Here is a 23,952-nt window from a genome sequence, read left to right as displayed (position 1 = left end):
CAGTCTGTATGCAGGTGTGCCTGATGGCGATGGCGCTGATGCGGGTGAACGGAGGCCGGGCGGCTGAGGGTTTTTCTGACAGTCAAATAATGATTTGAAATCAACCGGTTCCGTAAGAGTGTCCCTTGTGGGCGCGGGGATGAGCTGGTTGCGTTGAAGCACTGATTGCCGCGTACGATGCGTTTTCTGCGCGTGCGAGAGTGAAGCGCGTCTGGTGTGAGGTGTTGGTACTGACCGGAAGCATGTCTGAAACGGCTTTGTGTGCTCACGGAAGCGGGAGGTTTGCCCCCTGGAGGCGGGTGGGTTAGCGTTCTTCGGGGCGCAAACGAACCGGGGAGCCGTCTATGTCCAGCTCACTCTGTCTGTGGTCAGCCTCGCGAATGGCGGAGGCTGTCCGTAAACGTGATATTTCCAGCCGGGAATGTGTCGATGCGGCTCTGGAGCGGGTCAGGGTTCTTAATCCCCGGCTGAATGCCATTGTCGATGAGATGGCGGATGAGGCGCTTGCGGCAGCGGATGAGGCCGATCGGGTTCTGCGGGCCGATGCGCCGGTGGGGCCGCTGCATGGTGTGCCGGTGACCATCAAGGACAATGTGGATCAGAAGGGGCGTGCGACCACCAGTGGCGTGGTTGCGCTGCGTGACAATATCGCCGGGGAGGATTCGCCGCAGGTCGCCAGTCTGAAGGCGGCCGGGGCGGTGATTATTGGCCGGACCAATACGCCGGCGTTCTCGCTGCGCTGGTTTACGGACAACGATCTGCACGGGCGCACGCTCAGTCCCTGGCGTGACGATGTGACGCCGGGGGGCTCCAGCGGCGGGGCGGCGGTTGCTGTCGCGACCGGGATGGGGGCTCTTGCTCATGGCAATGATTTCGGCGGCTCGGTCCGGTATCCGGCCGTGTGCTGTGGCGTGGCCGGTCTGCGCGCGACGACGGGCCGTATTCCGATGGCGACGCCGGGTCTGAGGATGCCGGGCCGGAGTGGGGCAGGTCAGAGTGGAGCAGGTCAGAGCGGGGCGGGGCCGGGCGGGCCGGGTCAGGGTCTGAGTCAGGGAGTGGGAAATCAGCGGCCTGAGCGTGGCATTGCGCATCAGCTTATGGCGGCTCAGGGGTTGCTGGCGAGGAATGTGGAGGATCTCTGGCCGGGATTGCGGGCCATGATGCGTCCGGATGCGCGCGATCCCGGTTTTGTGCCGGCGCCGCTTGATTATGCGACGCCGTTTCGTTGTGGCAGGCGTGTTGCGCTGTTTCGGGGGCCGGCTTCCGCCACTGTGGATGCTTCCGTTCTGGCTGCGCTGGACTCCGCCGCGGCGGCGCTCAGGGAGGCGGGTTTCCGGGTGGAGGAGGCGGTTCCGCCGGATTTCGAGGTGGCGGCCCGTCTCTGGTACAGCCTGGCCTCGTCCGATATGTCGGATGCCGGGCGGGCTGTGCTGGAGGATCTCGGGGGCAAGGCTGTTTGCCGGCTGCTGGAGCTGGCGCCGGATCAGAAGGACGATGCTGTCGATCTGCAGGCGTGTCTGAGGCAGCGCTTCGCTCTTGCGCGGGAGTGGTCCGTTTTTCTCAATACGTATGATCTGCTGCTGTTGCCTGTTTCTTTTGCGGCGCCGTTTCCTGTCGATAAGGACCAGCGTTCAGCGGAAGACTGCATGGCTGTGCTTCAGGCTCAGTATCCGCTGCTGGCGACGGCTCTGTCCGGTCTTCCGGGGCTTTCGGTTCCGACCGGGCTTGCGAACGGGCTGCCGGTCGGTGTGCAGCTTGTGGCGGACCGGTTCCGGGAAGACCTGTGTCTGCTCGGGGGTGCGGCGATTGAGAAAGCGTTTGGCACGGTCTGGCAGGAGCTGACGATTAACCGGTCTCCGACGGACATGGCTGATTCGGCGCGGGAGATTGCGATGTGACCCGTATTCTTCGTCTGGCGGTCGGGCTCGGGCTTCCGGTTGTGGCGACCCTGGCGACGATTCCGTTTGTCAGTCTCGTCGGGAAGACCTTTTTTGGCGTTCCGACGGTGATTGTGGCGCTGGGAAGCCTGTTTTTTATCGTCAGCGGCAGTATGGCGGCGTGCCGGGCGCTTTTTGACCGGGATGAGGCGGGGTGATTTCTGGCTTGGCGGGGGCGGGTTTTTTTTGTCTGAGGGCAGATGCGGGGCGGTTTTTCGGGGCTTTGCCCCGGACCCCACAAAGGGACGGGGTCCCTTTGATCCCGGTTTGTTAATTTAAACGGGTGCAGGGCAGCGCTCTGCCCTTGTCTTTAGAAGAGATAAGAAACAAAAGTTTTTGGTGAAGCTTTTTTCAAAAAGCTTCAGAGAACACCGCCTTTTTGAAAAAGGTGACACCCGAAAACTTTTTTCTGAAAACAGCCGCCAGAACTCTGGCTTAACAAAGGGATGATGAGGGAGCCGTGTTCTCTTACGGAAATCAGGCGGCGTTCTGATCGAAGGATTCGAGCAGTGTCTGCTGGATATGTTCGAGGTCTGACAATGTGGCGGCGATTGCGGCGTTCATTGCGTTGAGTTCGCGCATGCGTTTCTGCACGTTTTTGAGCAGCAGCATTTTCTGGGCGTGGTGTTTGGGGTCCGCGTCGTAGAGATCGAGATAAGCCTTGATGTCCCGAAGAGGAAAGCCGAGTTGCTTGCCGCGGATGATCAGTCTGACGCGGGCGCGGTCCCGGGCTGAATAGACGCGCGAGGTGCCGGACCGGGCCGGGGAGATGAGGCCCTTGTCTTCGTAGAAGCGCAGGGAGCGCGGGGTGATACCCAGCTCCCGCGAGAGTTCCGTTACGGAGAAAAGCCGGGTGTCCGGCGTGTTCCCGGTGGAGGGCATGAACGGTTCCTTGCCTGTGGGCCGGTCCGTGCGGATGACGCCGGTCCGGTCCCTCATATCTGTACTGCGGTTCTGTATTGCGGTCTGATGTGTTCTGATCTGACGGGTCTTGATGGCGGATAAATCCGGACTGGAGAAGCTGTGAATTCAGCACGTTCTTTCGGGAATGTCAGCCCTGTGGTTTTTCGGTGCCGGTATGGGGGCAAGAGGGGGAATCGTTATGATGTGCGAAGGAGTTTTCTGAGTTCTTCTCCTGCGTCGAAGCCTTTCGGGTCCGGGGCCGGGCGTTTGAAGATGCCGCTGGCGCGGATGACGGGGTGTGGGCCGACGCGGCCGATTCCCTGGACGAACGCGGCGTTGCGGGTGACGCGCAGGACGTCGGCGTGGAATTCGACCCAGTCGCCGGGGCGGGCGGGGGCGAGGAAATCGACGGTGAGCGACATGGTTGGCAGGATGGGCACCTGCAGGTCGTGTTCGAACATGGCGGCTGTCGCCAGATAACCGTCGCAGACGGTGGCGAGCATGCCGCCGTGGCAGGTTCCGGCGTGATTGCAGTGTTTCGGTTCGACCCGGAAACCGGCGAGGAGATGTCCGTTTTCGGCCCGGACGGCGAAGGAGCCGGTCAGGGCGTCGAAGCCCGAGTGGCCAAAGACGGGGATCGACAGGAAATGTGCTGGCAGGGGCGCCGGCGGTTCGGCGGGGCGGGCTGGGGTCATGGTGTCGGTCTTTCCGGCGGGTTGTCGGGGTCGGATGCGGGAGACTGGCTTTCGGGCGGGCGCTGAAGAGGGGGGCGGATATTGCGGGGTCTGGCTGGTGGAGTGGGGGCGCTGATGGCGTGTGTCCCGGCGCGGCCCTGCTGTCGGACAGGGGACCGGGACAGGGACAGGGCCGCGCGGGGTGTGGCGGTCAGAAAACGTCTTCCGGAAGGCTCATCATCGAGGCTTTTCCTGATTTGATTTTGAGATACAGGGCGGCGGTGTCGGGGAGGATGCGATCGTAGAAAAACTGCGCCGAGCTCAGTTTGGCGGCGTAGAACGCTTTGTCGGGACCCTGCGCGTCTGTTTTCGATCCGGCGATCTGCGCGGTGCGCGCCCAGAGAAAGGCCAGGGCGACGAGGCCGGTGAGGCGGAGATAATCGGTTGCGGCGGCGGCGGCTTCTTCCGGGTCGCTCATGCCGCGCTGAGCGATGTGTCCGGTGGCGAGCTGGAGCGCGCCGAAAGCGCGTTCGAGATGTCCGGTCATTTTGCCGAGGGCCGGATGGGATCTGTTTTCCTCGATGAAGCGGGAGACCGGGTGGAACAGGCCGCGCAGGTTCCGGCCTGTATGCGCGGGGAGTTTCCGGCCGACGAGATCGAGGGCCTGGATTCCGTTCGTGCCTTCATAGATCATGGCGATTCGGGAATCGCGGGCGAGCTGTTCGACGCCGTGATCCACGATGTAACCGTGGCCGCCATAGGTCTGGACGGCGAGATTCGCGGCGTCATTGCCGAGATCGGTGAACATGGCTTTGACGACGGGGGTCATCAGCGCGACGAAATCCTCCGCGTCGCGGCGTTCGGTTTCGCTGGCGCCGTGTTCGGAGATGTCGAGTTCTCCGGCGACCCAGGCGCCGAGGGCGCGGCAGCCTTCGGCGGTGACGCGCATGGTCATCAGCATGCGGCGGACATCGGGGTGGACGATGATCGGGTCGGCCGGGAGGTTCGGGTAGCGGGTTCCGGCGAGGGAGCGGCCCTGCAGGCGGTCTTTCGCGTAGGCGACCGCGCTCTGGTAGGAGATTTCGGCGATGCCGAGGCCCTGGATGCCGACGCCGAGGCGTTCGCTGTTCATCATGGCGAACATGGCCTGCATGCCTTTATGGGCCTGCCCGACGAGCCAGCCTTTTGCGTCGTCGAAGCTGAGCTGGCAGGTGGCGGAGCCTCTGATGCCCATTTTATGTTCGAGAGCCGTGCAGACGACGCCGTTACGCTCGCCGGGGCTGCCGTCTTCGCGCGGCAGGAATTTCGGGACGAGGAACAGGCTGATGCCTTTGATGCCGGCGGGGGCGTCCGGGAGGCGGGCGAGGACGAGGTGGACGATGTTTTCTGTCAGGTCATGGTCGCCGGCGGAGATGAAGATTTTCGAGCCGGTGACGCGCCATGAGCCGTCATCGGCCGGAGTGGCGCGGGTGCGGACGAGGCCGAGATCGGTGCCGCACTGGGCTTCGGTGAGGCACATGCTGGCGGACCATGTGCCGCTGATCATCTTTTCCAGGTAACGTGATTTCAGATCCTCCGAGCCGTATTTGCGGAGGGCGGTCATCGCGCCGTTCGTCAGGCCGGGATAGAGGCCGAAGGAGAGATTGGCGGAGCAGATCATCTCCGAGATCAGCATGCCGATCGTTTCGGGCAGGCCCTGGCCGCCGTAATCCGGCAGGCCGGTGACGGAGGACCAGCCGGCCTCGCAGAAGGCGGCGTAGGCTTCCCTGAAGCCTGTGGGCGTGCGGACGATGCCGTTCTCAAGCCGGCAGCCTTCTCTGTCCCCGATGACGTTGAGGGGCAGCAGCACTTCGGAGACGAATTTTCCGGCCTCTTCGAGGACGGTCTCCGCGAGATCGGCATCGATGGCGGAGAACGCATCGAGTTTCGTGAGTCGCGAGAAGTCATGCAGTTCGCTGATGACGAATTTCATGTCGCGGAGCGGGGGGGTGTAGGTCTGCATATCTGTTTTCCCCGTCGTTCAGTTTCTGAGGGGTTTGCCGGTTTCGAGCATGTGCCCGATCCGGTCGAGAGTGGGTGTGGTGCGGATCAGGCGCATGAAGGAGGCGGCCTCGAGATCCAGCATCTGCTGCTCGGTGACGATTTCGGTCACGTCGTGGCCGTTTCCGGTCAGGACGATGGCCAGTTCGCCGGAGACGGTCCGGTCATGCGATGTGACGAGACCCTGTCTGGCCATTCCGTCGACGGCCATGGTGAAGGCGGTGCGTCCGGACTCGCCGGCGACGCGGAATTCCGGCTGTTCGGGGGCGACATAGCCTTCGGCCATGGAGAGGGCGCGGGCTTTGGCGTCGGCCAGAACGCGATCGCGATTCATGGTGATGCCGTCGTCTTTTCTCAGAAGGTGCATACGGCGCGCCTCGGCCGCCGATTTTGACACGCGGGCGGTGGCGATCATCTCGAAGACCTCGCGGGTGGCCGGGATGGGGCCGTGCGGTGTGCGCGGGTCGGCGCGGAGGCGCAGGAGCATTTCGCCGCAGCCGCCCCAGCCGGGGATCAGGCCGACGCCGCATTCGACGAGGCCGGCATAGAGTTCGGCATGGGCCTGGATGGCGTCGGCGTGCAGCATGAATTCGCAGCCGCCGCCGAGCGCCAGGCCGGCCGGGGCCGCGACGACGGGGAACGGGGCGTATTTCAGGGCTTTGAGAACGGTCTGGCCTTTCGCTGTCAGTTTTCTGATTTCCTCCCATGCCGCCATGTTGGCCGCGAACAGGGCGAGGCCGATATTGGCGCCGGCGGAGAAATTGTCCGCGTCGGAGTACAGGACGAGCGCCTTGAAATTTTCCTTTACATGGCTGACTGATTTTTCGAGGAGGGCGAGAACGCCGTCGTCGAACGTGTTCATTTTGGTGGTGATTTCGAAGCAGGCGACGCCGTCTCCGAGATCCCACAGGGCGCCGGATTTGTCGCCGAGAACGGGCCTGCCGCGTCTGCGGATGTCTTCGAGCAGCAGGATTCCGTCGGCGCGGGGGACGGGTTTGTATGTTCCGTCCGGGGAGAAGGCGTTTCTGATGTTATCGCGGTCTTCATAGAATTTTCCGGAACCGACTTTCTCCACGAGTGGCGGGACCGGGATGTTTTCCGCCTGTAGCAGCGCGGCGAAGCGGGCGGGGCCGATTTCGTCGATCAGGGCGAAGGGGCCTTTCTTCCAGTTGAAGCCGAGCTCCATGGCTTTATCGACGCCGGTGATGTCATCGGAGATTTCGGGCACGAGGGAGGCGGCATAGGCGAGGGTTTCGCCCATCACGCGGCGCGCGTAGATGCCGTGCTGGTCGGGCGCGGTCATCAGGTCACTGGCGTGTCTGATATGGGACGGGAGCCGGAAGCGTTCGGACGGGGCGTATTCGCCGGTTGTCAGGCTGATGGATTCCTTGATTTTTTCACTGTCTTTCCGGGTCAGCCGGTAGAAGCCGCCTTTTCCCTTTCTGCCGGTGTGGCCGGTTTCGATCATTTTTCCGATGAGGGGGATGTCGTCGGCGAAGGCGCGGTAGCGGTCGCCGGGCGGCAGGGTGGCTTTCATGCTGGCGTTGATATGCGGCATGAGATCCACGCCGACGAGATCGATCAGGCCGAAGACGCCGGTTTTCGGGATGCCGAAGGGGCGGCCGATGACGGCGTCGACCTGTTCGACGGTGAGGCCGTTTTCGATGGCGGCTCTGACGGCGACGAGCATCCAGAACGTACCGATGCGGTTTGCGATGAAACCCGGTGTGTCTTTGGCCTTTACGACTGTTTTGCCGAGAACGCGGTCACAGAATCCGGTCAGTTTCGCGATATGGGCGCTGTCCGTTTCCGGGCCGCCGACGATTTCGAGCAGCCGCATATAGCGTGGGGGATTGAAAAAATGCGTGATGAGGAAGTCGCGTTTAAAACTCTCCGGCATACCGGCGGTGAGGGCGGCGAGCGGGATTGTTGAGGTGTTCGAACTGACCGGCGTGCCGGGGCGGCGCACGGTGTCGAGTTTCCTGTAGAGCGCCTGTTTCAGGTCCGGGCGCTCGATGATCGCCTCGATGATCCAGTCGCATCCGGCGATGGCGCCGAGATCGTCCTCCGTGTTGCCGGGCTGGATCAGTTTCGCGGCGGCGGGGTCCATGAAGGGCGCGGGTTCGGTTTTCAGCATGCGTGCGACGGCGTTTTTCGCCAGGCTGCTGCGGTCGTCGCCTTCCGGGCGGTCGAGCAGCAGGACGGGCACGCCGGCGCTGGCGATGTGGGCGGCGATGGCCGAGCCCATGACGCCGGCGCCGATGACGCAGATGCGGGAGAGTGCCGGGGGGCTGTCCGGCGCGGTGGCGGGTTTTGCGCTCTGGTCCATCAGATCCGCTCCAGGATGGTGGCGATGCCCTGACCACCGCCGATGCATTGTGTTGCGAGTGCGTAGCGGGCGTTTTCGCGTTTCAGGAGCTGCGCGGCCTTACCGGTGATTCGCGCGCCGGTGGCGCCGAGGGGGTGGCCGAGGGCGATGGCGCCGCCATCGATATTGATGGTTTCGTCGCGCAGGCCGAGTTCGCGGATGCAGGCCAGGGACTGCGAGGCGAAGGCTTCGTTCAGTTCGACGACGCCGATGTCGTCTATACTGAGTCCTGCGCGGGAGAGGGCTTTGCGTGTCGCCTGGACCGGGCCGATGCCCATGATTTCGGGTTCGCAGCCGGAGACGGCGAAGGAGCGGATGCGGGCCATTTTTTCGAGCCCGTTGCGATCCGCGTATTGTTCGGAGCAGACGAGAACGGCGGCGGCGCCGTCTGTCAGGGGGGAGGAGGTGCCGGCCGTGACGCTGCCTGAGACATCGAAGGCGGGTTTCAGACCGGCGAGGGCTTCCGCTGTGGTGTCCGGGCGGGGGCATCCGTCTCTGGTAACGGCGCCTGAGGGGGTCTGTATGGCGACGATTTCATCGGCGAGGCGGCCGGCGCTGATGGCCTCTCTGGTGCGGGTCTGACTGCGGAGCGCGAACTGTTCCTGCTGTTCCCGGCTGATTTCGTATTTCTTCGCGACGTTTTCGGCGGTGATTCCCATGTCCATGTAGACGCCGGGGCGTTTTTTATAAAGAGCCGGGTTGGGCATCGGGTTGAAGCCGCCCATCGGGACGCGGGTCATGCTTTCCACGCCGGCGCAGATGAAGGCGTCGCCGGCGCCCATGCTGATGGCGCCTGCCGCGATGTGGACGGACTGCATGGACGAGCCGCAGAAGCGGTTGACGGTCATGCCGGCGACGGAGAGGGGCAGTTCGGCGAGGATGCTGACGATGCGGCCGATATTGATGCCCTGTTCGCCTTCGGGGAACGCGCAGCCGAGGATGAGGTCCTCGATATCGGCGGGGGGGACGCCTGTGCGTTCGACGAGGGCGCGGACGACGAGGGCGGCGAGATCATCGGGGCGGGTGCGCACCAGTTCGCCCCTGCGTGCCGGCTGGAATGGCGACCTCACATATCCTGCGATGACGACTGAATTCATGGGCGGGGACTCCTCTGCGTTCGGCGTCATCCCTGCTGTTTCGGCCTGTGTTTTATGGCTGTCGCGTGGGTGACGTATACGTAAACACACACATTCATATCATGAATAAACATTATGCAAATATGATTTCTTACTGGCGCACGATTCGTTGATTGCCGGCTGATAATCGAGATTGTGTGAACGGGAAACGGGCAATTCGGACGCGTTTTACTTGCCTCGCGAGTATCTCTTATGCATAGAGTGTTACGTAAACGTCACCCTGAAGAAGGTGATCACCCGCAGGCCGCTCCGCACGGGAGCGGCATCGGGAAGGAAAAAACAATGAAATATTTTCCTGCGGCAACGGCATTCGGGACAGCGGCCACACTGGCTTTTTTTGTGCCCGGTGCGTTTCTTTTATCCGGTCCTGCTTTCGCGGCCGGCTTCGCATTGCGGGAGACCGATGCGACGTCTGTCGCCAGTGCGTATGTCGGCGGTGTCAGCCGGGCGACGGATGCGTCGACGGTGCTGCTCAATCCGGCGGGGATGTCGCTGCTTGAGTACAGCGAGCTTGAGGGCAACGCTTTCTATGTTGGGCCGTCCGCGAAATTTTCCGGGCAGAACTACTTTGGTCCTGGTGTGACGACGCCGGGCACCAACGGAAACAAGAACATCAGCGCGGCGGCGACGGCTTCGGGCTATGGAGTCTGGAAGATAAACGATCGCTGGGCGGTCGGTTACGGGGCTGCGACGCCGTATGGCCTGAGAATGAATTATCCTGAGAACTGGGTGGGGCGGTATCAGAGCCTGGTGACGTCCATATCGGACTATGAGCTTGCTCTTGCCGTTTCTTACAAGGTGACGCCGCATCTTGTGATCGGTGTCGGGCCGCGCTTCGGTTTTCTGCAGGGTCGTTTCACGGAGACGGCCAATCTGGGTGCGCTGAACGCTTATGGTCCCACGAATGCGAGTCTGGCCGGCAATGGGTTTGGCTTCGGGTATTCGGCGGGTGCGATTTATCGTTTTGATGACAGGACGCAGATCGGGATCACCTACCGTTCGCGGATTTCCTATCCGGTTGCGACCAAGCTGAAATTCGCGCCGCCGCTCACGCTTTCGGCCAGTCAGCCGCAGGTGGATGCGCTTCTGGCGGCGGAGAGCGGTCATTCGAAGATGCAGGTGACGCTTCCGGATTCGGTTTCCTTCGGTTTTACACATAAACTTTCGTCACGATGGACGCTTATGATGCAGGGGGAGTGGACGCACTGGTCGCTGCTGCAGAGTCTGAACGCGGTTTCGGATCACGGGGGACTCGACACGACGATTCCGGTCAGGTGGCATAATTCCTGGTTTGGCGGGGTGAGCGCGTCCTACCGTGTTCTGTCGAATGTGACGCTGCGTGGCGGCTTCAGCTACGATCAGAGTCCGGCGGACATTGAATCGCGGTTTACCCGTGCGCCGGATGCAAGCCGGTACACTCTTGGATTTGGCGCTGAGTATTCGCCGATCAGGCAGCTGACGATGGAACTTTCCTTCGCGCATCTGTTCTTTGCGTCGGCGCCGATCAGCAGTTCGTCCGCGGCGACGGCGGGGCAGATCGTCGGCGAGTACAGCAATCATGCAAATGTTGTCGGTTTCGGGATCAGATCGCGTTTCTGATGTCGTGGCCAGAAGGAATTCAATGAGGAATTCGATAAGGAACCTGATATGGATCGTTTCATGGAGCCCTGTTTTATGGCCGATCTGAAACCTGCTGCGAAAGCGGGGACGCTTTCCGATCTTCTGGTGCGTGCCGCGGCGCAGAAGCCTGAGGCGGCGGCGATTGATTTTCTTGGCAGGCGGACGGATTACCGGGATCTGCTTCATGCCGTGGAGCATACGGCGGCGGGTCTGCAGGCGGCGGGGGTGAAAAAAGGGGATCGTGTCGGGCTGTGTCTTCCGAACACGCCTTATTCTGTCATTCTGTTTTTCGCGGTGCAGCGGGCCGGCGGCATCGTCGTCAATATCAATCCGCTTTATGTGGAGCATGAGATTCATCAGGTTCTGCTGACGGCGGGGGTGTCCGTTCTGGCGGTGACGGATCTGGCGATGATTGCGATGCCGGCGATCGCGGCGACGCGGGACTGTCCGATTCATCACATTGTCGTCTGTCCGTTCACTGAGGCGCTGCCCTGGGGGAAGTCGTTTCTGTTCAGGGCGTTCAGGACGCGCGAGCTGGTGCGGTTCGAGCATGATGCGCGGCTGGTGAGGTGGCATGATCTGGTTGCGACGAAAGCGCGGCCGAAGCCGGTTGAGATCGATCCGGCGCGGGATGTGGCGGTGTATCAGTTTACGGGGGGCACGACGGGGACGCCGAAGGCCGCGATGCTGACGCATGGCAATCTTCTCGCCAATCTGGAGCAGATCAGTGAGCGGATTGACGGGGCGCTGACCGGGCCGCAGGTCATTCTGGGGGTTCTGCCTCTGTTTCATGTTTTTGCGATGATGACCGTGATGCTGCTGGCGGCTGACCGGATGGGCATGATGGTGCTGCTGCCGCGTTTTGACGCGCAGGCGACGCTTGAGGCGCTGCGGCGGACGCATGTGACATTGTTTCCGGCGGTTCCGACGATTCTGACGGCGCTGCTGCGGCAGAAGAACATCAGTCCCGAGTGTTTCACGACGATGACGGCGGTGATTTCGGGCGGGGCGCCGCTTCCGGTTGCGTTGCGCAGGCAGTTCGAGAACACGGCGCATTGTCCGGTGATCGAGGGCTATGGTCTCAGCGAGACATCGCCTGTGCTCACTTTTAACCCGCTGAATGGTGCGCGTGACGGCTCGTGCGGGTTGCCGGTGGCGGGAACGGAGCTGCAGATCCGGGATATTTCATTTCCGCATCAGAGGCTTGCGGCAGGGCAGTCCGGTGAGGTCTGGGTTCGGGGGCCGCAGGTGATGCTGGGGTACAGTGGCGGCGAGTCTGTGGAAAATCCTTTTACGAAGGACGGATTTCTCCGGACCGGCGATGTGGGATATCTGGACGATGACGGCTATCTGTATCTGGTGGACCGGCTGAAGGACATTATTCTTTGTGGCGGGTACAATGTTTATCCGCATGTGATTGAGGAGGCGCTTTACCGGCATCCGGCGATTCTGGAAGCGCTGGTGATCGGAGTGCCGGATGATTATCGCGGGCAGGCTCCGAAAGCGTTTGTGACGCTGAAGGAGGGAATGGCGGTGACGGAGAAGGAGCTTCTCGATCATGTTGGTCAGTTCGTGTCAAAGATCGAGCGGCCGCGTGAGATTGTGTTCCGAGATGTGCTGCCGAAGACGCTGATCGGGAAACTCTCGCGCAAGGATCTGATTGCTCAGGAGGCGCTGCGTAATGCTGCTTCTTCTGTGCCGGAGCGGGGAGCGGTTTCGTGAATCCTGGCGGGGATTTTCGGTGACCTGTCCATGTTATTTCGGAACAAAGAGACCTGGCGAGAGGCCTTTGATAAAAAACAAAAGTTTTTGGGTGCCGCCTTTTTTCAAAAAGGCGGCGTTTTCAGAAGCTTTTTGAAAAAAGCTTCACCAAAAATTTCCTTGTGATTTAAAGGCGGTCTCTCAGTAAAAGCTGAGGTTATCGACTTCCAGCCAGCTTTTCTGCCCTGCGGGGCAGCTCTGGCCTGTTTCCACTTCTGTAATGTCCTTGCCGGTCCAGGCCCGGCTTTTTTTCGGGTCGGCGGCCTGCAGCGTGCTGAAGGGCACGCGGATTTTTTTCCAGTTTTGTGAGACCGCGACCGGAGCAGTCCATGCCATGCCGACAGTGCCATTGACCGTGACCCGGGTCTGGCATTGCGATCCGCGAATGTCCAGAGCGATCCCTTTATAGGCGGTGACATCGACAGGCCGGACCGAGCCGCGTGTGAGCGGCACCGCGACACCGGCATACGCATCCGTTTTATCCGCCATCCGGGCTGCTATGAACAGGGCGTTTCCCTTTCCGTTTTCGCGCGGGATCACAACGGAGACTTCTTCCGTTCTGTCCGGTCCGCGATCCATGGTGTCCTTACGCAGCGTGTCGAGGGAGGATCGTCCGTCGGGACGCTCGAAATCGTCGATCAGTCTGGCGGCGGTTGCGGGAATGGCCCACGCTGAATCGTCGCTGGTCTCCGGCACGGAGCCGATTCCGGCGAGAGAGCGGCCGTCGACCATCGTCATGGCGACATGATGCACGTCGGCTATGTTCCGCCAAGGCCGTCCGTCGAAGACGACGATGTCCGCACGCATGCCGGGGGCGATGGTGCCCCGGTCTCCTTCCTGGCCGAGCAGGGTGGCGCTGACGCGGGTTGCGGCCATCAGCGCTTCCGAAGGCGTCAGGCCGGCACGTACCAGAAGTTTCAGTTCATGCAGCGTGGAGGCGCCGTGAGGGGTCGCGGGCATGCCTGCGTCTGTGCCGACCCCGATGGGCACGCCTGCCCTGAACAGCTTTTTCACGTTTTTAAGAGCGTTTTCAAAAAGCGTATGATCGGAAACGATTTTATGATCGGCGGAGTGCTGCCATTTATCGGGATCATAAACAGAGAGCGTGGGGATATCGCCCATGCCGCTGGCTCTGATTGTTTCGACTTCTTCCGGTGTCAGCACCCGGTCCTGCAAACCGTGCGCCAGCGCGTCGACTTTTGCGCGGGCGGCGATGAGTCCCTTCTCGACGGTAACGGTGTGGGTCAGCACTTTGAGGTGATAATTATGCGTTTCGGCGACCGCGGCGGCGAGCGTCGCTTCATTCATGCTGGTGTTATCCGGCATCCGGCCATACCGCCATCCGTCGGTAAAAATCTTGATCAGATCGGGTTTATACGCAACGACGCTGTCGATGGCGGCTTTTGCGCTCCCGGGAGAGCTGATCCATTTCGTTGTTCCCTGATCCGCCCAGTCCGCGCCGTGGCCGCCGGGCGTGCTGATGCGGGCTGCGAAATTGACGTGGGGGGAACGCAGATGGGTGAGCCATTCGCGGAGCGGAGCGAAGGCTTCCGGCTCTTCATTGAAATCGTTAACCGTGGTCACACCGGATGCGAGATAGGCGTGGGCGATTGCGGGAAAATCGGCGGGTTCGCCACTGGCGGTCCAGTGCGTATGCAGGTCATAAAGGCCGGGCGTGACGGCCATGCCATGCACGTCGATGATTCTGGCGTCCTGCGGGATCGTCAGGTTTTTGCCGACGGCGGTGATGCGGTCATCCTGGATAAGAATGGTGCTCTGTCTGGCGGGAGTCCCTGTTCCGTCAAAGACCTGTCCTCCCACGATAGCGAGAGTTTCCGCCATTGCGGGAGATGCCGCGACACCGGACAATGCGCTCAGAACCATAAAACCATAGAATGACTTCACTACGAACTCCGTTATTTCTGTTCCGGTCCGGTGCCGGAATGTCCTGAGGGAAGCATTGAAACGGTCGGATAAGAGCTTCCGGAAGTACAGGTCGGTCAGCGAGAACTGATGTCTGGCGAACAGTGTTTCTGTTCTCTCCAGTTTCTGTGTCGGGAAGGAGGATATTCTGGCGGCTCTCCCTGGGGGCGTGTCTGCTCTCCGGGCAGACCATGAACGTTACGATTCCAGTATGCATCCTCGTCGTCACGATGAACAGTGGCGGGCGGCCTGTTGCTGTTCAGGGTGGCGTGAACGCCACGTCGGACGATGGGGCTACGTTGGTCGCGCATCGGCATCGTTGTCAGCGATGCGCCATTCAGCGATGGTGCTGTATTTTCCGGTCATTGCGGAAGAACGGGTCTGCCGTCTGAAGTGATGCCGGGGGGCGTGTGATGCGGCGGTGTTCAGTGGCTGGTGGTGGAGGACGGGGCGGTGGACCCGATGCCGGGCTGGCTGACGCGGGAGATGGCGGGGTAACGGCTGGCGGGCGGTCTGTTTTCTGCTCCGGTCTGGGTGTGGGCGCTGTGATATTACATTATTTTACAGCGCGGGGGCTGGTCCGGGACGGAAATTAGCCTGCTACTCCGCGGGCATCTGGCGGGCGGTTCTGCTGTCTGCGTCCGGTGGCGGAGGGGGAAGACGATGAACCGGCCTGTCGTAATTATCGGGGGTGGCGCCAGCGGGGCGCTTCTTGCGATTCATCTGGCGCGTCTGACCGGCGCCGCGCGGGTTGTCGTTGTCGAGGCGCGTGAGGCCGTGGGGACGGGTCTGGCTTATTCCACGACGTGCCCGCGCCATCTGCTCAATGTGCCGGCGTGGAACATGAGTGCGTTTCCCGACCGGCCGGATCATTTCCTCGACTGGCTGCGGAGCGACAGCGAGGTCCGGGCGGAGCGGGGCTCTTTCATCCCGAGGATGACGTATGGCCGTTACCTGCGCGGGCAGTTCGGGGCGGCGGGGGTGCGTCATATCCGGGGAACGGCGATATCCGTCCGGCCTGACGGGGACGATGTCGTGGTGGAGCTTGCCGGAGGAGAGAGGCTGCGGGCGGGCAGGGTCGTTCTGGCCATGGGGCATTTCCCGCCTGTCGACGTTCCTGAGGTCAGCGCCGGGGTGGTGGAATCCGGCGCGTATCTGCGTAATCCGTGGCGCGGCGGGGTGGCTCCGTTATCGCCGGATCTGCCGGCGACCCTCATCGGGACCGGGCTGACTTCGGTCGATATGCTCCTTGGCCTGCGGGAGAGCGGGCATCGGGGTGTGGTCACCATGGTGTCCCGTCATGGTCTTCTGAGCCGGGGTCATGCGCCGTATGAGGCGCGGGACGCGTCTGTTATTCCGCCAGATGCGGCGCCGGCTGCGCTGGCTTATCTGTGCGATTTTCGCAAGGCGCTGCGTGAGGGATGTGACTGGCGCGCGGCGACGGACAGTCTGCGGGGGGTGTCGAACGGGCTCTGGAAGCGATTGTCTCTCAGGGAAAAGCGTCGGTTCCGGCAGCATCTTTTTCATTACTGGAGTGTTTCGCGTCATCGGATGGCGCCGGAGATCGCGGAGGCTGTCCGGCTGGATCTGCGTGAGGGGCGGCTGGTGATCCGGCGGGCGCATGTGCAGTCTGTTGTGGAGAGCGGGACGGGTGCGCTGATCACGCTCAGGACGGCTGTGGGGACGGAGCGCCATGAAGCCGGGCGGGTGATGAACTGCACCGGGCCGGACACGAATTATCGTCGTGTGGCGTCGCCGTTGCTGGCCGGACTTTTCGATGATGGCCTGGCGCGGCCCGGTGATATGGGTGTTGCTTTTGCGCTTGATGCGGACGGGCGGGTTCTTGATCCGGCGGGTGTGGCGCATCCGTCTGTTTACGCGATCGGGCCGATGCGGGCGGGGGAACTTTTTGAGACCACGGCCATTCCTGAAATCAGGCGGCAGGCTTTCGATCTGGCCGGGATTCTGGCTTCTTAGCGGCAAGGTCCTGATTGAAAAACAAAAGTTTTTGGGTGCCGCCTTTTTTCAAAAAGGCGGCGTTCTCTGAAGCTTTTTGAAAAAAGCTTCACCAAAAACTTTTTATAATTTTCGGCAGGATTTTAAAGCAGTCTCTGAATGAACGGGATGAGAGCGGATGTCCGGGGGTTACAGTTTCAGAGGGGCGGCATAGGCGCGGGCGTGGTAGATAAGGGCTTTGTCATTTCCTTCGATGGCGCGTCTGACGAGGCCGAAAAACAGGTGGTGTGTTCCGACCACGATTTCTTCTGATACGTCGCACAGAAATGAGGAGGCGCTGTTTTCGAGATACAGGGCGCTGTGATCGGGATCTGTCTTCCAGTTTACGGCTTCGGCGTCGAGTGAGGCTTCGGCGGATGAGGAGCTGCCGAACAGTTCGGCGACCCTGCGTTGTTCCGGGGAGAGAATGCTGAGGCTGAACATGCCGTTTGCGGAGATCTGGCGGGTGAGGGGGGAGGCGTCTCTGACGGAGACCATCACGACAGGGGGTTCGGCGGAGATGGATGCAAAGGCGCTGATTGTGCGCGCGGCACGTCCCGCGACGCCCCAGGTCGCCACGACGGAGACGCCGGTTGCGGCTTTTGCCATTGCCGATATGAATCGCTCCGGTGTTTCGTGCGGGATGTCGACGGGAGCGGGCATTGCGTCCATAAAAATATCGGTCCTTACCGGTCATTGCTTGTTCGGTATGTTTATTCTGACGCCACAGACAGGCGGTAATGCAAATTATTCCTGTGGATTTTCTGCTTCCGATTTTTTTACGCAGTTGGGTACAGTGCGGCGGCGTCCGGGGGGATGTCTGATGGAAAAAACTATACAGAGACCAGGAAAAACTGCTCTTTACGCATCGGGAATGTCACGCCTACGCTTTGTCCGGGACTGCGTGAGAATGCCGGGGAGGACAGATTGAGCGAAAGCTGCGAACTTTCAGTGCGGACAGATCTTGCCGCGGCGTTCCGCATCGCGGCCCGGCTGGGCTTTCATGAGGCTGTCGCCAATCATTTCAGCGCGGCGGTGTCGGAGGATGGTTCCCGCTTTCTCATCAATCCGAAATGGCGGCATTTTTCACGGATCAGGGCCAGCGATCTGGTTCTTGTCGATGTGAACGAACCGGGAGACGCCGCGAGCCGGGATCTCGATCCGACCGCCTGGGCTATTCATGGCCAGCTGCACAGGATCGTTCCGCGGGCGCGGGTGGCGATGCATCTGCATCCCGTTTATGCGACCACCATCGCGACATTGCAGAATCCTGAGATTATTCCGATCGAACAGAACACGGCGCGCTATTTTCGCCGCGTGGCTCTGGACAGGCTGTATGGCGGCATGGCGGACAGCGAGAATGAGGGCGCGCGTCTGGCGGGGCTGATGGGCGACAAAACCCGTCTGATGATGGGCAATCACGGCGTGATGGTTGTGGCTCAGACCGTTGGTGAGGCGTTCGACGATATGTATACCCTCGAGCGGGCCTGCCAGATTCTCGTCAATGCGTATTCGACCGGGCAGCCTCTTTCCGTTCTTCCGGATGACGTGGCGGAAAAAACCGCGCGTGACTGGGAGGGAATAACGGATTTCTCGATCCGCCATTTTGAGGAAATGAAGCTCATTCTCGACAGGGAAGAGCCTGATTATCGCGACTGACCGGCAAAATGGTGCGGACACCGGTGTGGTGTCCGCATTTTTTGTTTGTGCGGACGTCGGGAATGCGTGGCTTTGTCCTGGCGGGTTGCTCAGTTCTGCTCGCGGTGGCCGGAGTGGCTGTTCGGCTTCTGATCCTGAAAAGGCCTGATTACATATGGCATCGTCGGAGGATTTTCGGGGGACGACGCGGCGCAGAACGCTTGCGGGGATGGGAATGAGCGCTTTTGGGGCGGCGTTCGGGCGGACGATGAGCGCCGGCGCCCGGACTACGGATTTCAGGGGCGAGCCGGGGCTTTCGGGCGGTCGGTCCGGAACGAAAATTCTTGTTCTTGGCGGCGGTCTTGCCGGAATGCTGTCGGCCTTCGAACTGCGCAAAGCCGGGTATCAGGTTCGTATTCTGGAGTTCCAGAATCGTCCAGGCGGCCGGAATATTTCACTGCGTGGCGGCGATACGCTTCATGAACTGGGCGGGGCGACGCAGAACGTCAGTTTTGCGGCAGGGAATTACTTTAATCCTGGTCCCTGGAGAATCCCGTATCATCATCAGGGGATTCTGCATTACTGCAGGGCTTTTGGCGTTCAGCTGGAGCCTTTTGTTCAGTTCAATCAGAATGCGTGGCTGCATTCATCGAAGGCTTTTGGTGGAAGGCCGGTTCGTTATCGCGAATATGCTTCGGATTTTTACGGATATACGGCGGAGACGCTGGCGAAGGCGGCCGATCTCAGGACTGAGGGGCTATTTGACACCGATCCGGAGCGATCTCAGTTTCGGGCCGCCATGACTGAGTGGGGCGGTCTGACGCCTTCGGGGGAATATGTGAAGGGGGAGCGGAGTTCCTTTCGCAGGGGGTTTTCCCGGCCACAGGGAGGTGGTCCCGACGGTGCGCCGGTTCCGTCCGCTCCCTATGCCAAAAGCGAGATTCTTGATGCGCAGCTCTGGAAGAATATCGCGTTTTTCAATGATCTCGAAATGCAGGAGACGCTGTTTCAGCCGGTGGGCGGGATGGATCAGATCGGCAGGGCGTTTTATCGGCGCACCGGTGACCTTATGACGCTCAACGCCATGGTGAAAGCGGTTCATCAGGGGGAGAAGGGGGTGACGGTCATCTATGAGGACACGTCCCATCCTGGAAACATTCAGTCTGTCGATGCGGATTACTGTGTCTGTACGATACCGCTTTCCATTCTGTCCCAGCTCGATATTCAGGTGAGTGCGCCGATGCGCGCCGCGATTTCGGCGGTGCCCTATCTGTCATCGGTGAAAATCGGGCTCGAATTCCGGCGGCGTTTCTGGGAGGAGGATGATCAGATTTATGGCGGTATTACCTTTACGGATCAGCCGATTACACAGATCTCCTATCCGGCCGGCGGTTTTCTCTCCCCGGGTCCTGCCGTGCTGCTTGGCGGGTATATGTTTGACGAGCCCGCAGCCTATGATTTCGCCGGCATGACACCGGCGGAGCGTATCGAAAATGCGCTTGCTCAGGGAGAAAGAATTCATACCGGCTACAGGAAGGAGTATCGCGGGGGTGTTGCCGTCGCGTGGAGCCGGATGCCGTGGACTCTCGGATGCTGCGCGCTCTGGTCGCAGGAGGCGCGGGCGGCGCATTACCGGACTCTGTGCGGGATCGATAACCGCATCATTCTGGCGGGCGAACATGTTTCCTGGTTCTGCGGCTGGCAGGAGGGAGCGATCCTGTCCGCGGCCGACGCCGTGACCCGGCTGCATCGGAGAATTGTTCAGTCTGGCTGACTGGTTTGTGGCAGGCGGGTCACGGATCGTTTGTTCTGTGTGAAGTCAGAGACCGAGCGCGGCTGTGGTGTCGGGATCGACGGGTATGCCCTGTCGCGCGCGTTTTTCGGTCTCGGCCCATTCCCGGTCGCCCGGCGCCATGATCCGCTGGTCCGGATTTCTGGCCGGAGAACCGCGTAGTGCGGCGAGGTAATGGGTGATCGCGGTGCGATATCCGGTCTGGCCGACGAAACGGCCGGGATCGAGGGCGATAAAGAAATGACCGATATTGGACGGACCTTTTGCGTCTGGTCCTGACGGGATGTCGGGATCGCATGTTGCTCCGGTGAGGATTGCTGACAGGAGCGTGACGACACCTGCGAGGGCCGCGCCTTTGAAGCCGAATTCCGGACCGCCCAGGGGTTCGAGAAAGCGTGCTTTCTGCGGGTCCCGTGTTGGCTGGCCGTCGCTGTCGAGGGCTACGTTTTCCGGCAGCGTTATTCCGAGGGAACGGTAAAGCTGCACGCGATTGAACGGGATGGAGGAGGTTGCCATGTCGAGCAGCCAGGGGTTGCTGTCCGGAACCGGCGCCGCCATTGCGATCGGGTTTGTTCCGTGAAACGGGATGCTGCCCTGGAAAAGACTGACCAGTGATTCCGCGTTGCAGGTGCTGATGCCGATCATGTTCTGATATGCGGCTTCCAGCGCATAGGCTCCGGCGGCGCCGAAATGGGTTGAGTTCATGACGCCGACCGCGCCGATTCCGGCGTTTCTGGCCAGGGCGATGGCTTCGTTCATCGCAAGGTAGGAAGCCGGGTGGGCGAGACCGTGATCGGCGTCGAGCAGGGCTGTTGCCGGGCCGGTGTGTCTGACCTGACGGTGAGGTGATGCGTTCAGCCGTCCGGATCGCAGCAGGCGCGCGTAGTAGACCGCGAGGCGGACGCCGTGGCTGTCGACTCCCGTGCGGGACGCATGCAGGAGGGCTTTTGTCGTCTGTGCGGAATCGTCCGGCGAGGCTCCTGCCTGGCACAGAAACTCCCGGATGACCGGTTCCAGAACATTTTCCGGAAAATATCTTACATCTGGCATGTGTTTTCCGTTCCGAACAGGGAATGTCTTTCAGAAATCTGTAATGGTATTCCTCGCAGCGTGCAATCGGGGCCGGGGGGGCGCCGCTGACATGGTGACTGGGGGTTGTCTGGAGGATGGAATCAAAAAAGCTGTTTCGTGTTCGTGAATAAGGCTCTGTCCGGGTTGAACTCGTCATCCGGGTGTCGCATAAAATACCGGTCAGTGCCGTCCTGCCGGCGGAGCCCTTCCGGAGACAGAAAAGACGATGTCAACTGAGGATATTCTCAGGACGCTGATTGGTTTCCCAAGTATCTGCGGTACGCCAAACGGAGATATCATCGGCTGGATCGAAGAGTTTCTGGCCGGGATCGGTGCGCGCGTGCGGCGTGTCGCGGGAGATCGCCCGGACGCGTTCAGTCTGTTCGCCTCGCTCGGGCCGGATGGTCCGGGCGGGATCGTGCTTTCGGCCCATTCCGATGTCGTGCCGGTGGCTGGTCAGAACTGGTCCACGGACCCTTTCACGCTGAGCGGGCAGGAGGACCGGCTTTACGGTCGCGGGTCGAGTGATATGAAGGGCTTTCTTGCCTGTATGCTGACCGCGGCGGCGAAAGCTTCGGCGCGGACGTTGCGGCGGCCTCTTCATCTTGCGATTTCGTATGATGAGGAGCTGGGTTGTCTGGGTGTGCGCTCTCTGTTGCGGGATCTGAAAGAGAACGGGCTGGAGGCCGGCGGGTGCATTGTCGGCGAGCCGACAGGGATGCGTGTTGCGACGGCTCATAAGGGCAAGATTTCGTTCCGGATACGCTGTACCGGGCGGGCCGCTCATTCGGCCAGTCCGTTTGAGGGGATCAATGCCATCAGTCTGGCTGCCGGCATGGTTCAGGAACTGGGGCGTCTGCAGACGTATATTCGGGATACGGAGACGCATGACACGCGGTTTACGGTTCCGTTTTCGACTGTTCAGGCCGGACTGATTGAGGGCGGGGCGGCGCTCAATATCGTTCCGGAGCATTGTTCGGTGATGGCTGAAATGCGGCTTCTGCCCGGGCAGGACGGTGCGGGGTATCTGGAACGGCTGCGGGAAGCGTCCCGTTCTGTCATATCCTCTGTGGGCGGTGGTGAAATTCTAATTGAGGTCGAGAATGCCTATCCGGGGCTGAACAGCAGCCGGAATACTGAAATCTGCACTCTTGTTCTGCATGAAACCGGAAGAAATGAAACGGATGTCATTAATTTCGGGACGGAGGCGGGCTTGTTTGAGGAGCAGCTTAGTCTGGCGTGTGTCGTCTGCGGGCCGGGTTCGATCGGGCGGGCGCATAAGGCGGATGAGTACATCACGCGTGAAGAGCTTTTGCAGGGCGACCGGTTTCTGGAGGGTGTGCTCGACCGGCTCTGCCGCTGATACCGGTTTTTTCAATTTCCCGTCGGAAGGGTAATCATGACGTTTTCAGTTATAGCACGGTGTGCCCGCACGGGGCAGTTCGGAATGGCGGTTTCTTCCTCGTCTCCGGCGGTGACCAGCCGGTGTGCTTTTGCCCGGGCGGGTGTGGGTGTGGTGGCGTCCCAGAATGTTACCGATCCGCGGCTCGGCCCTGCCGGGCTGGATCTTCTGGAGAGGGGAGCCAGTGCGGCGGAGTGTCGTGACATTCTTGTCCGGAACGCGGATTTTTCCGAATTCCGGCAGCTCGCGATTCTGGATGCCTGTGGAGACGGTGCGGTCTGGTCCGGCGAGCGCACGCTTGGCTGTCATGCGACGTTTATAGAAAAGAACGTTGTTTCCGCCGGGAATATGCTGGCCAGTCAGTCTGTTCCGGAAGCGGTTGGGAAAGCGTTTCTGGAGGCTGATGAATCGCTGGATCTTGGAGAGCGGCTTGTCATTGCCATGCTGGGCGGGCTGGAAGCGGGTGGTGAGGCGGGGCCGGTCCGGTCAGCGGGTATGATCGTTGTCGACCGGCAGAGCTGGCCGCTTGTGGATCTGCGTGTTGACTGGGATGATGAGCCCGTCGGGCGTCTCGCGGAACTGTGGAAAGTCTGGCAGCCTCAGATGAACGATTATGTGACCCGTTGCCTGAATCCGTTATCCGCGCCGTCTTATGGTGTTCCGGGGGACGAGTAATCTCGGATGGAAGGCGGGGCGCTGGATGCTCTGAAGAGACGGGGGATGGAACGATGGTTTTCCCGGGCTTTGCCCCGGGCCCCACAAAGGGACGCGGTCCCTTTGATCCCGGTTTGTCAGAGGGTGTTTTCAGTCATAAAGGGGCGGAATTTTATAGCAGACTGATGCTGTTATCTTTTTTCGTTCCGGTTATCTGCCTGCTTCAGCCGGAATCAAAGAACACTTCGTGGCAATCTTTGATAAAGAAGTTTTTGATGAAGCTTTTTCAAAAAGCTTCAGAAGACGCGGCCTTTTTGAAAAAAGGCGGCGCCTAAAAACTTTTTATAATTTACCAGAGGTTTTGCAAGCGGGCATCTGAAACGGTTTCTGTGCCTGCGGACACTGTGATTTTTCGGTGTGCCGGATCAGTCTTTCACCGCGATGACGTCGACTTCCACCAGCCATTCGGGGCGGGCGAGAGCCACGACGACGAGGCCGGTGAACACGGGAAAGACGCCGCGCAGATGCCTGCCGAGTGTCCGGTAGACGGCCTCGCGATGTCTGATATCGGTCAGATACACGGTGACTTTACAGATATGGCGCAGTTCGGCGTCACATTCATCCAGAAGAAGTTTTATATTTTCAGCGACTTTTTCGGCCTGCTTTTCCGGATCGCCGACGCCGACATTCTCGCGTGTGTCGAGATCCTGCGGAACCTGGCCACGGAGATAGATCGTGTTCCCCGCGACGACCGCCTGACAGAGATCGTTGTCGAGATTCTGTTCCGGATAGGTCTGTTTCGTATTGAAGGGGCGGATACGCCGGTGAGTCACGGCTGAATGAATATCGGCTGTCATGTTTTCACCATCAGAAAAGATATGATCATATCTGCATAGCATCAGTTTGTTGGCAATGAACAATATGCTTCGTTTTCTTCTGTTTGCGACATAGGAGAAATGTGGCGGTGCCTCCGGCGCGGGCGGAAATGTCTTCCGGAATGGAGAGCCTGGCCGGACCGGGATCGGCGGAACTGTTTCC

The 23,952-nt window shown here is 60.7% G+C and carries 20 protein-coding genes; 11 read left to right on the top strand and 9 right to left on the bottom strand.

Annotated elements, in window-relative coordinates; translation table 11 throughout:
- Positions 1-344 precede the first annotated feature (344 nt).
- Positions 345-1,898 (top strand): amidase family protein, encoded by a 1,554-nt coding sequence (locus GOB93_RS09450; RefSeq protein ID WP_173583254.1) that lies wholly within the window; start codon positions 345-347, stop codon positions 1,896-1,898.
- Positions 1,895-2,095: a hypothetical protein gene (locus GOB93_RS09445; RefSeq protein ID WP_173583253.1), complete on the top strand. Its 201-nt coding sequence runs from the start codon at positions 1,895-1,897 to the stop codon at positions 2,093-2,095. Before GOB93_RS09450 ends, GOB93_RS09445 begins: the two co-directional genes overlap by 4 nt.
- A gap of 319 nt (positions 2,096-2,414) precedes the next feature.
- Here the strand turns inward: GOB93_RS09445 and GOB93_RS09440 are convergent, their stop codons facing one another.
- From GOB93_RS09440 to GOB93_RS09420, 5 genes are all read right to left on the bottom strand, one after another.
- The gene (locus GOB93_RS09440; protein WP_173583252.1) at positions 2,415-2,819 is read right to left on the bottom strand and encodes a MerR family transcriptional regulator; all 405 of its coding nucleotides are present in this window, start codon (positions 2,817-2,819) and stop codon (positions 2,415-2,417) included.
- A 218-nt stretch (positions 2,820-3,037) separates the two neighbouring features.
- Entirely contained in the window at positions 3,038-3,535 is a 498-nt protein-coding gene (locus GOB93_RS09435; protein WP_173583251.1) for a PaaI family thioesterase, read from the bottom strand.
- Between the two features lie 190 nt (positions 3,536-3,725).
- Complete coding sequence (locus GOB93_RS09430) at positions 3,726-5,516, bottom strand: acyl-CoA dehydrogenase C-terminal domain-containing protein (protein WP_173583250.1); 1,791 nt, start codon at positions 5,514-5,516, stop codon at positions 3,726-3,728.
- A gap of 18 nt (positions 5,517-5,534) precedes the next feature.
- Entirely contained in the window at positions 5,535-7,883 is a 2,349-nt protein-coding gene (locus GOB93_RS09425) for a 3-hydroxyacyl-CoA dehydrogenase/enoyl-CoA hydratase family protein (RefSeq protein ID WP_173583249.1), read from the bottom strand.
- Positions 7,883-9,019 (bottom strand): thiolase family protein, encoded by a 1,137-nt coding sequence (locus tag GOB93_RS09420; RefSeq protein ID WP_173583248.1) that lies wholly within the window; start codon positions 9,017-9,019, stop codon positions 7,883-7,885. Before GOB93_RS09420 ends, GOB93_RS09425 begins: the two co-directional genes overlap by 1 nt.
- Before the next feature lie 321 nt (positions 9,020-9,340).
- On the opposite strand from GOB93_RS09420, the gene GOB93_RS09415 reads away from it, so the two are divergent.
- Both GOB93_RS09415 and GOB93_RS09410 read left to right on the top strand, forming a co-directional pair.
- Positions 9,341-10,657 carry an OmpP1/FadL family transporter gene (locus GOB93_RS09415; protein ID WP_173583247.1) on the top strand — a complete coding sequence of 439 codons (1,317 nt, stop codon included), beginning with the start codon at positions 9,341-9,343 and terminating at the stop codon, positions 10,655-10,657.
- Positions 10,658-10,705: 48 nt separating this feature from the next.
- Complete coding sequence (locus tag GOB93_RS09410) at positions 10,706-12,400, top strand: AMP-binding protein (RefSeq protein WP_242010662.1); 1,695 nt, start codon at positions 10,706-10,708, stop codon at positions 12,398-12,400.
- 180 nt (positions 12,401-12,580) lie between these two features.
- On the opposite strand, the gene GOB93_RS09405 is transcribed toward GOB93_RS09410, so the two are convergent.
- Positions 12,581-14,344, bottom strand: coding sequence for an amidohydrolase family protein (locus GOB93_RS09405; RefSeq protein ID WP_198912684.1), 1,764 nt, complete (start codon positions 14,342-14,344; stop codon positions 12,581-12,583).
- A 209-nt stretch (positions 14,345-14,553) separates the two neighbouring features.
- Between GOB93_RS09405 and GOB93_RS09400 the strand changes: the two genes are divergently transcribed.
- Both GOB93_RS09400 and GOB93_RS09395 read left to right on the top strand, forming a co-directional pair.
- On the top strand, positions 14,554-14,754 hold the full coding sequence (locus tag GOB93_RS09400) for a hypothetical protein (protein WP_173583246.1): 201 nt from the start codon (positions 14,554-14,556) through the stop codon (positions 14,752-14,754).
- 271 nt (positions 14,755-15,025) lie between these two features.
- Complete coding sequence (locus tag GOB93_RS09395; RefSeq protein WP_173583245.1) at positions 15,026-16,339, top strand: FAD/NAD(P)-binding protein; 1,314 nt, start codon at positions 15,026-15,028, stop codon at positions 16,337-16,339.
- Between the two features lie 168 nt (positions 16,340-16,507).
- Here GOB93_RS09395 and GOB93_RS09390 read toward each other — a convergent pair whose 3' ends face one another.
- Positions 16,508-17,029 (bottom strand): flavin reductase family protein, encoded by a 522-nt coding sequence (locus GOB93_RS09390; protein ID WP_173583244.1) that lies wholly within the window; start codon positions 17,027-17,029, stop codon positions 16,508-16,510.
- A 255-nt stretch (positions 17,030-17,284) separates the two neighbouring features.
- Here GOB93_RS09390 and GOB93_RS09385 point away from each other — a divergent pair, with 255 nt between their 5' ends.
- The gene (locus tag GOB93_RS09385) at positions 17,285-18,016 is read left to right on the top strand and encodes a class II aldolase and adducin N-terminal domain-containing protein (RefSeq protein ID WP_242010661.1); all 732 of its coding nucleotides are present in this window, start codon (positions 17,285-17,287) and stop codon (positions 18,014-18,016) included.
- Between the two features lie 154 nt (positions 18,017-18,170).
- On the top strand, positions 18,171-19,769 hold the full coding sequence (locus GOB93_RS09380) for a flavin monoamine oxidase family protein (RefSeq protein WP_173583242.1): 1,599 nt from the start codon (positions 18,171-18,173) through the stop codon (positions 19,767-19,769).
- Positions 19,770-19,814: 45 nt separating this feature from the next.
- On the opposite strand, the gene GOB93_RS09375 is transcribed toward GOB93_RS09380, so the two are convergent.
- On the bottom strand, positions 19,815-20,837 hold the full coding sequence (locus tag GOB93_RS09375; protein ID WP_173583241.1) for an Ldh family oxidoreductase: 1,023 nt from the start codon (positions 20,835-20,837) through the stop codon (positions 19,815-19,817).
- A 247-nt stretch (positions 20,838-21,084) separates the two neighbouring features.
- Between GOB93_RS09375 and argE the strand changes: the two genes are divergently transcribed.
- The 3 genes from argE to GOB93_RS21975 all read left to right on the top strand — a co-directional run bounded on the left by argE (position 21,085) and on the right by GOB93_RS21975 (position 23,293).
- Entirely contained in the window at positions 21,085-22,221 is a 1,137-nt protein-coding gene (argE, locus tag GOB93_RS09370; protein ID WP_173583240.1) for an acetylornithine deacetylase, read from the top strand.
- Positions 22,222-22,257: 36 nt separating this feature from the next.
- Entirely contained in the window at positions 22,258-22,935 is a 678-nt protein-coding gene (locus GOB93_RS09365; protein ID WP_173583239.1) for a DUF1028 domain-containing protein, read from the top strand.
- A gap of 226 nt (positions 22,936-23,161) precedes the next feature.
- A complete protein-coding gene (locus tag GOB93_RS21975; protein ID WP_277877235.1) occupies positions 23,162-23,293 on the top strand; it encodes a hypothetical protein in 132 nt (43 codons plus the stop codon).
- Between the two features lie 46 nt (positions 23,294-23,339).
- Here the strand turns inward: GOB93_RS21975 and GOB93_RS09360 are convergent, their stop codons facing one another.
- Entirely contained in the window at positions 23,340-23,747 is a 408-nt protein-coding gene (locus tag GOB93_RS09360; protein ID WP_173583286.1) for a Rid family hydrolase, read from the bottom strand.
- Between the last annotated feature and the right edge of the window lie 205 nt (positions 23,748-23,952).

The organism is Acetobacter musti (assembly GCF_011516835.1).
Lineage (GTDB): Bacteria > Pseudomonadota > Alphaproteobacteria > Acetobacterales > Acetobacteraceae > Acetobacter > Acetobacter musti.
Note: the sequence above shows the minus strand (reverse complement) of the source record. Positions and strands in the feature narration are given on the sequence as shown.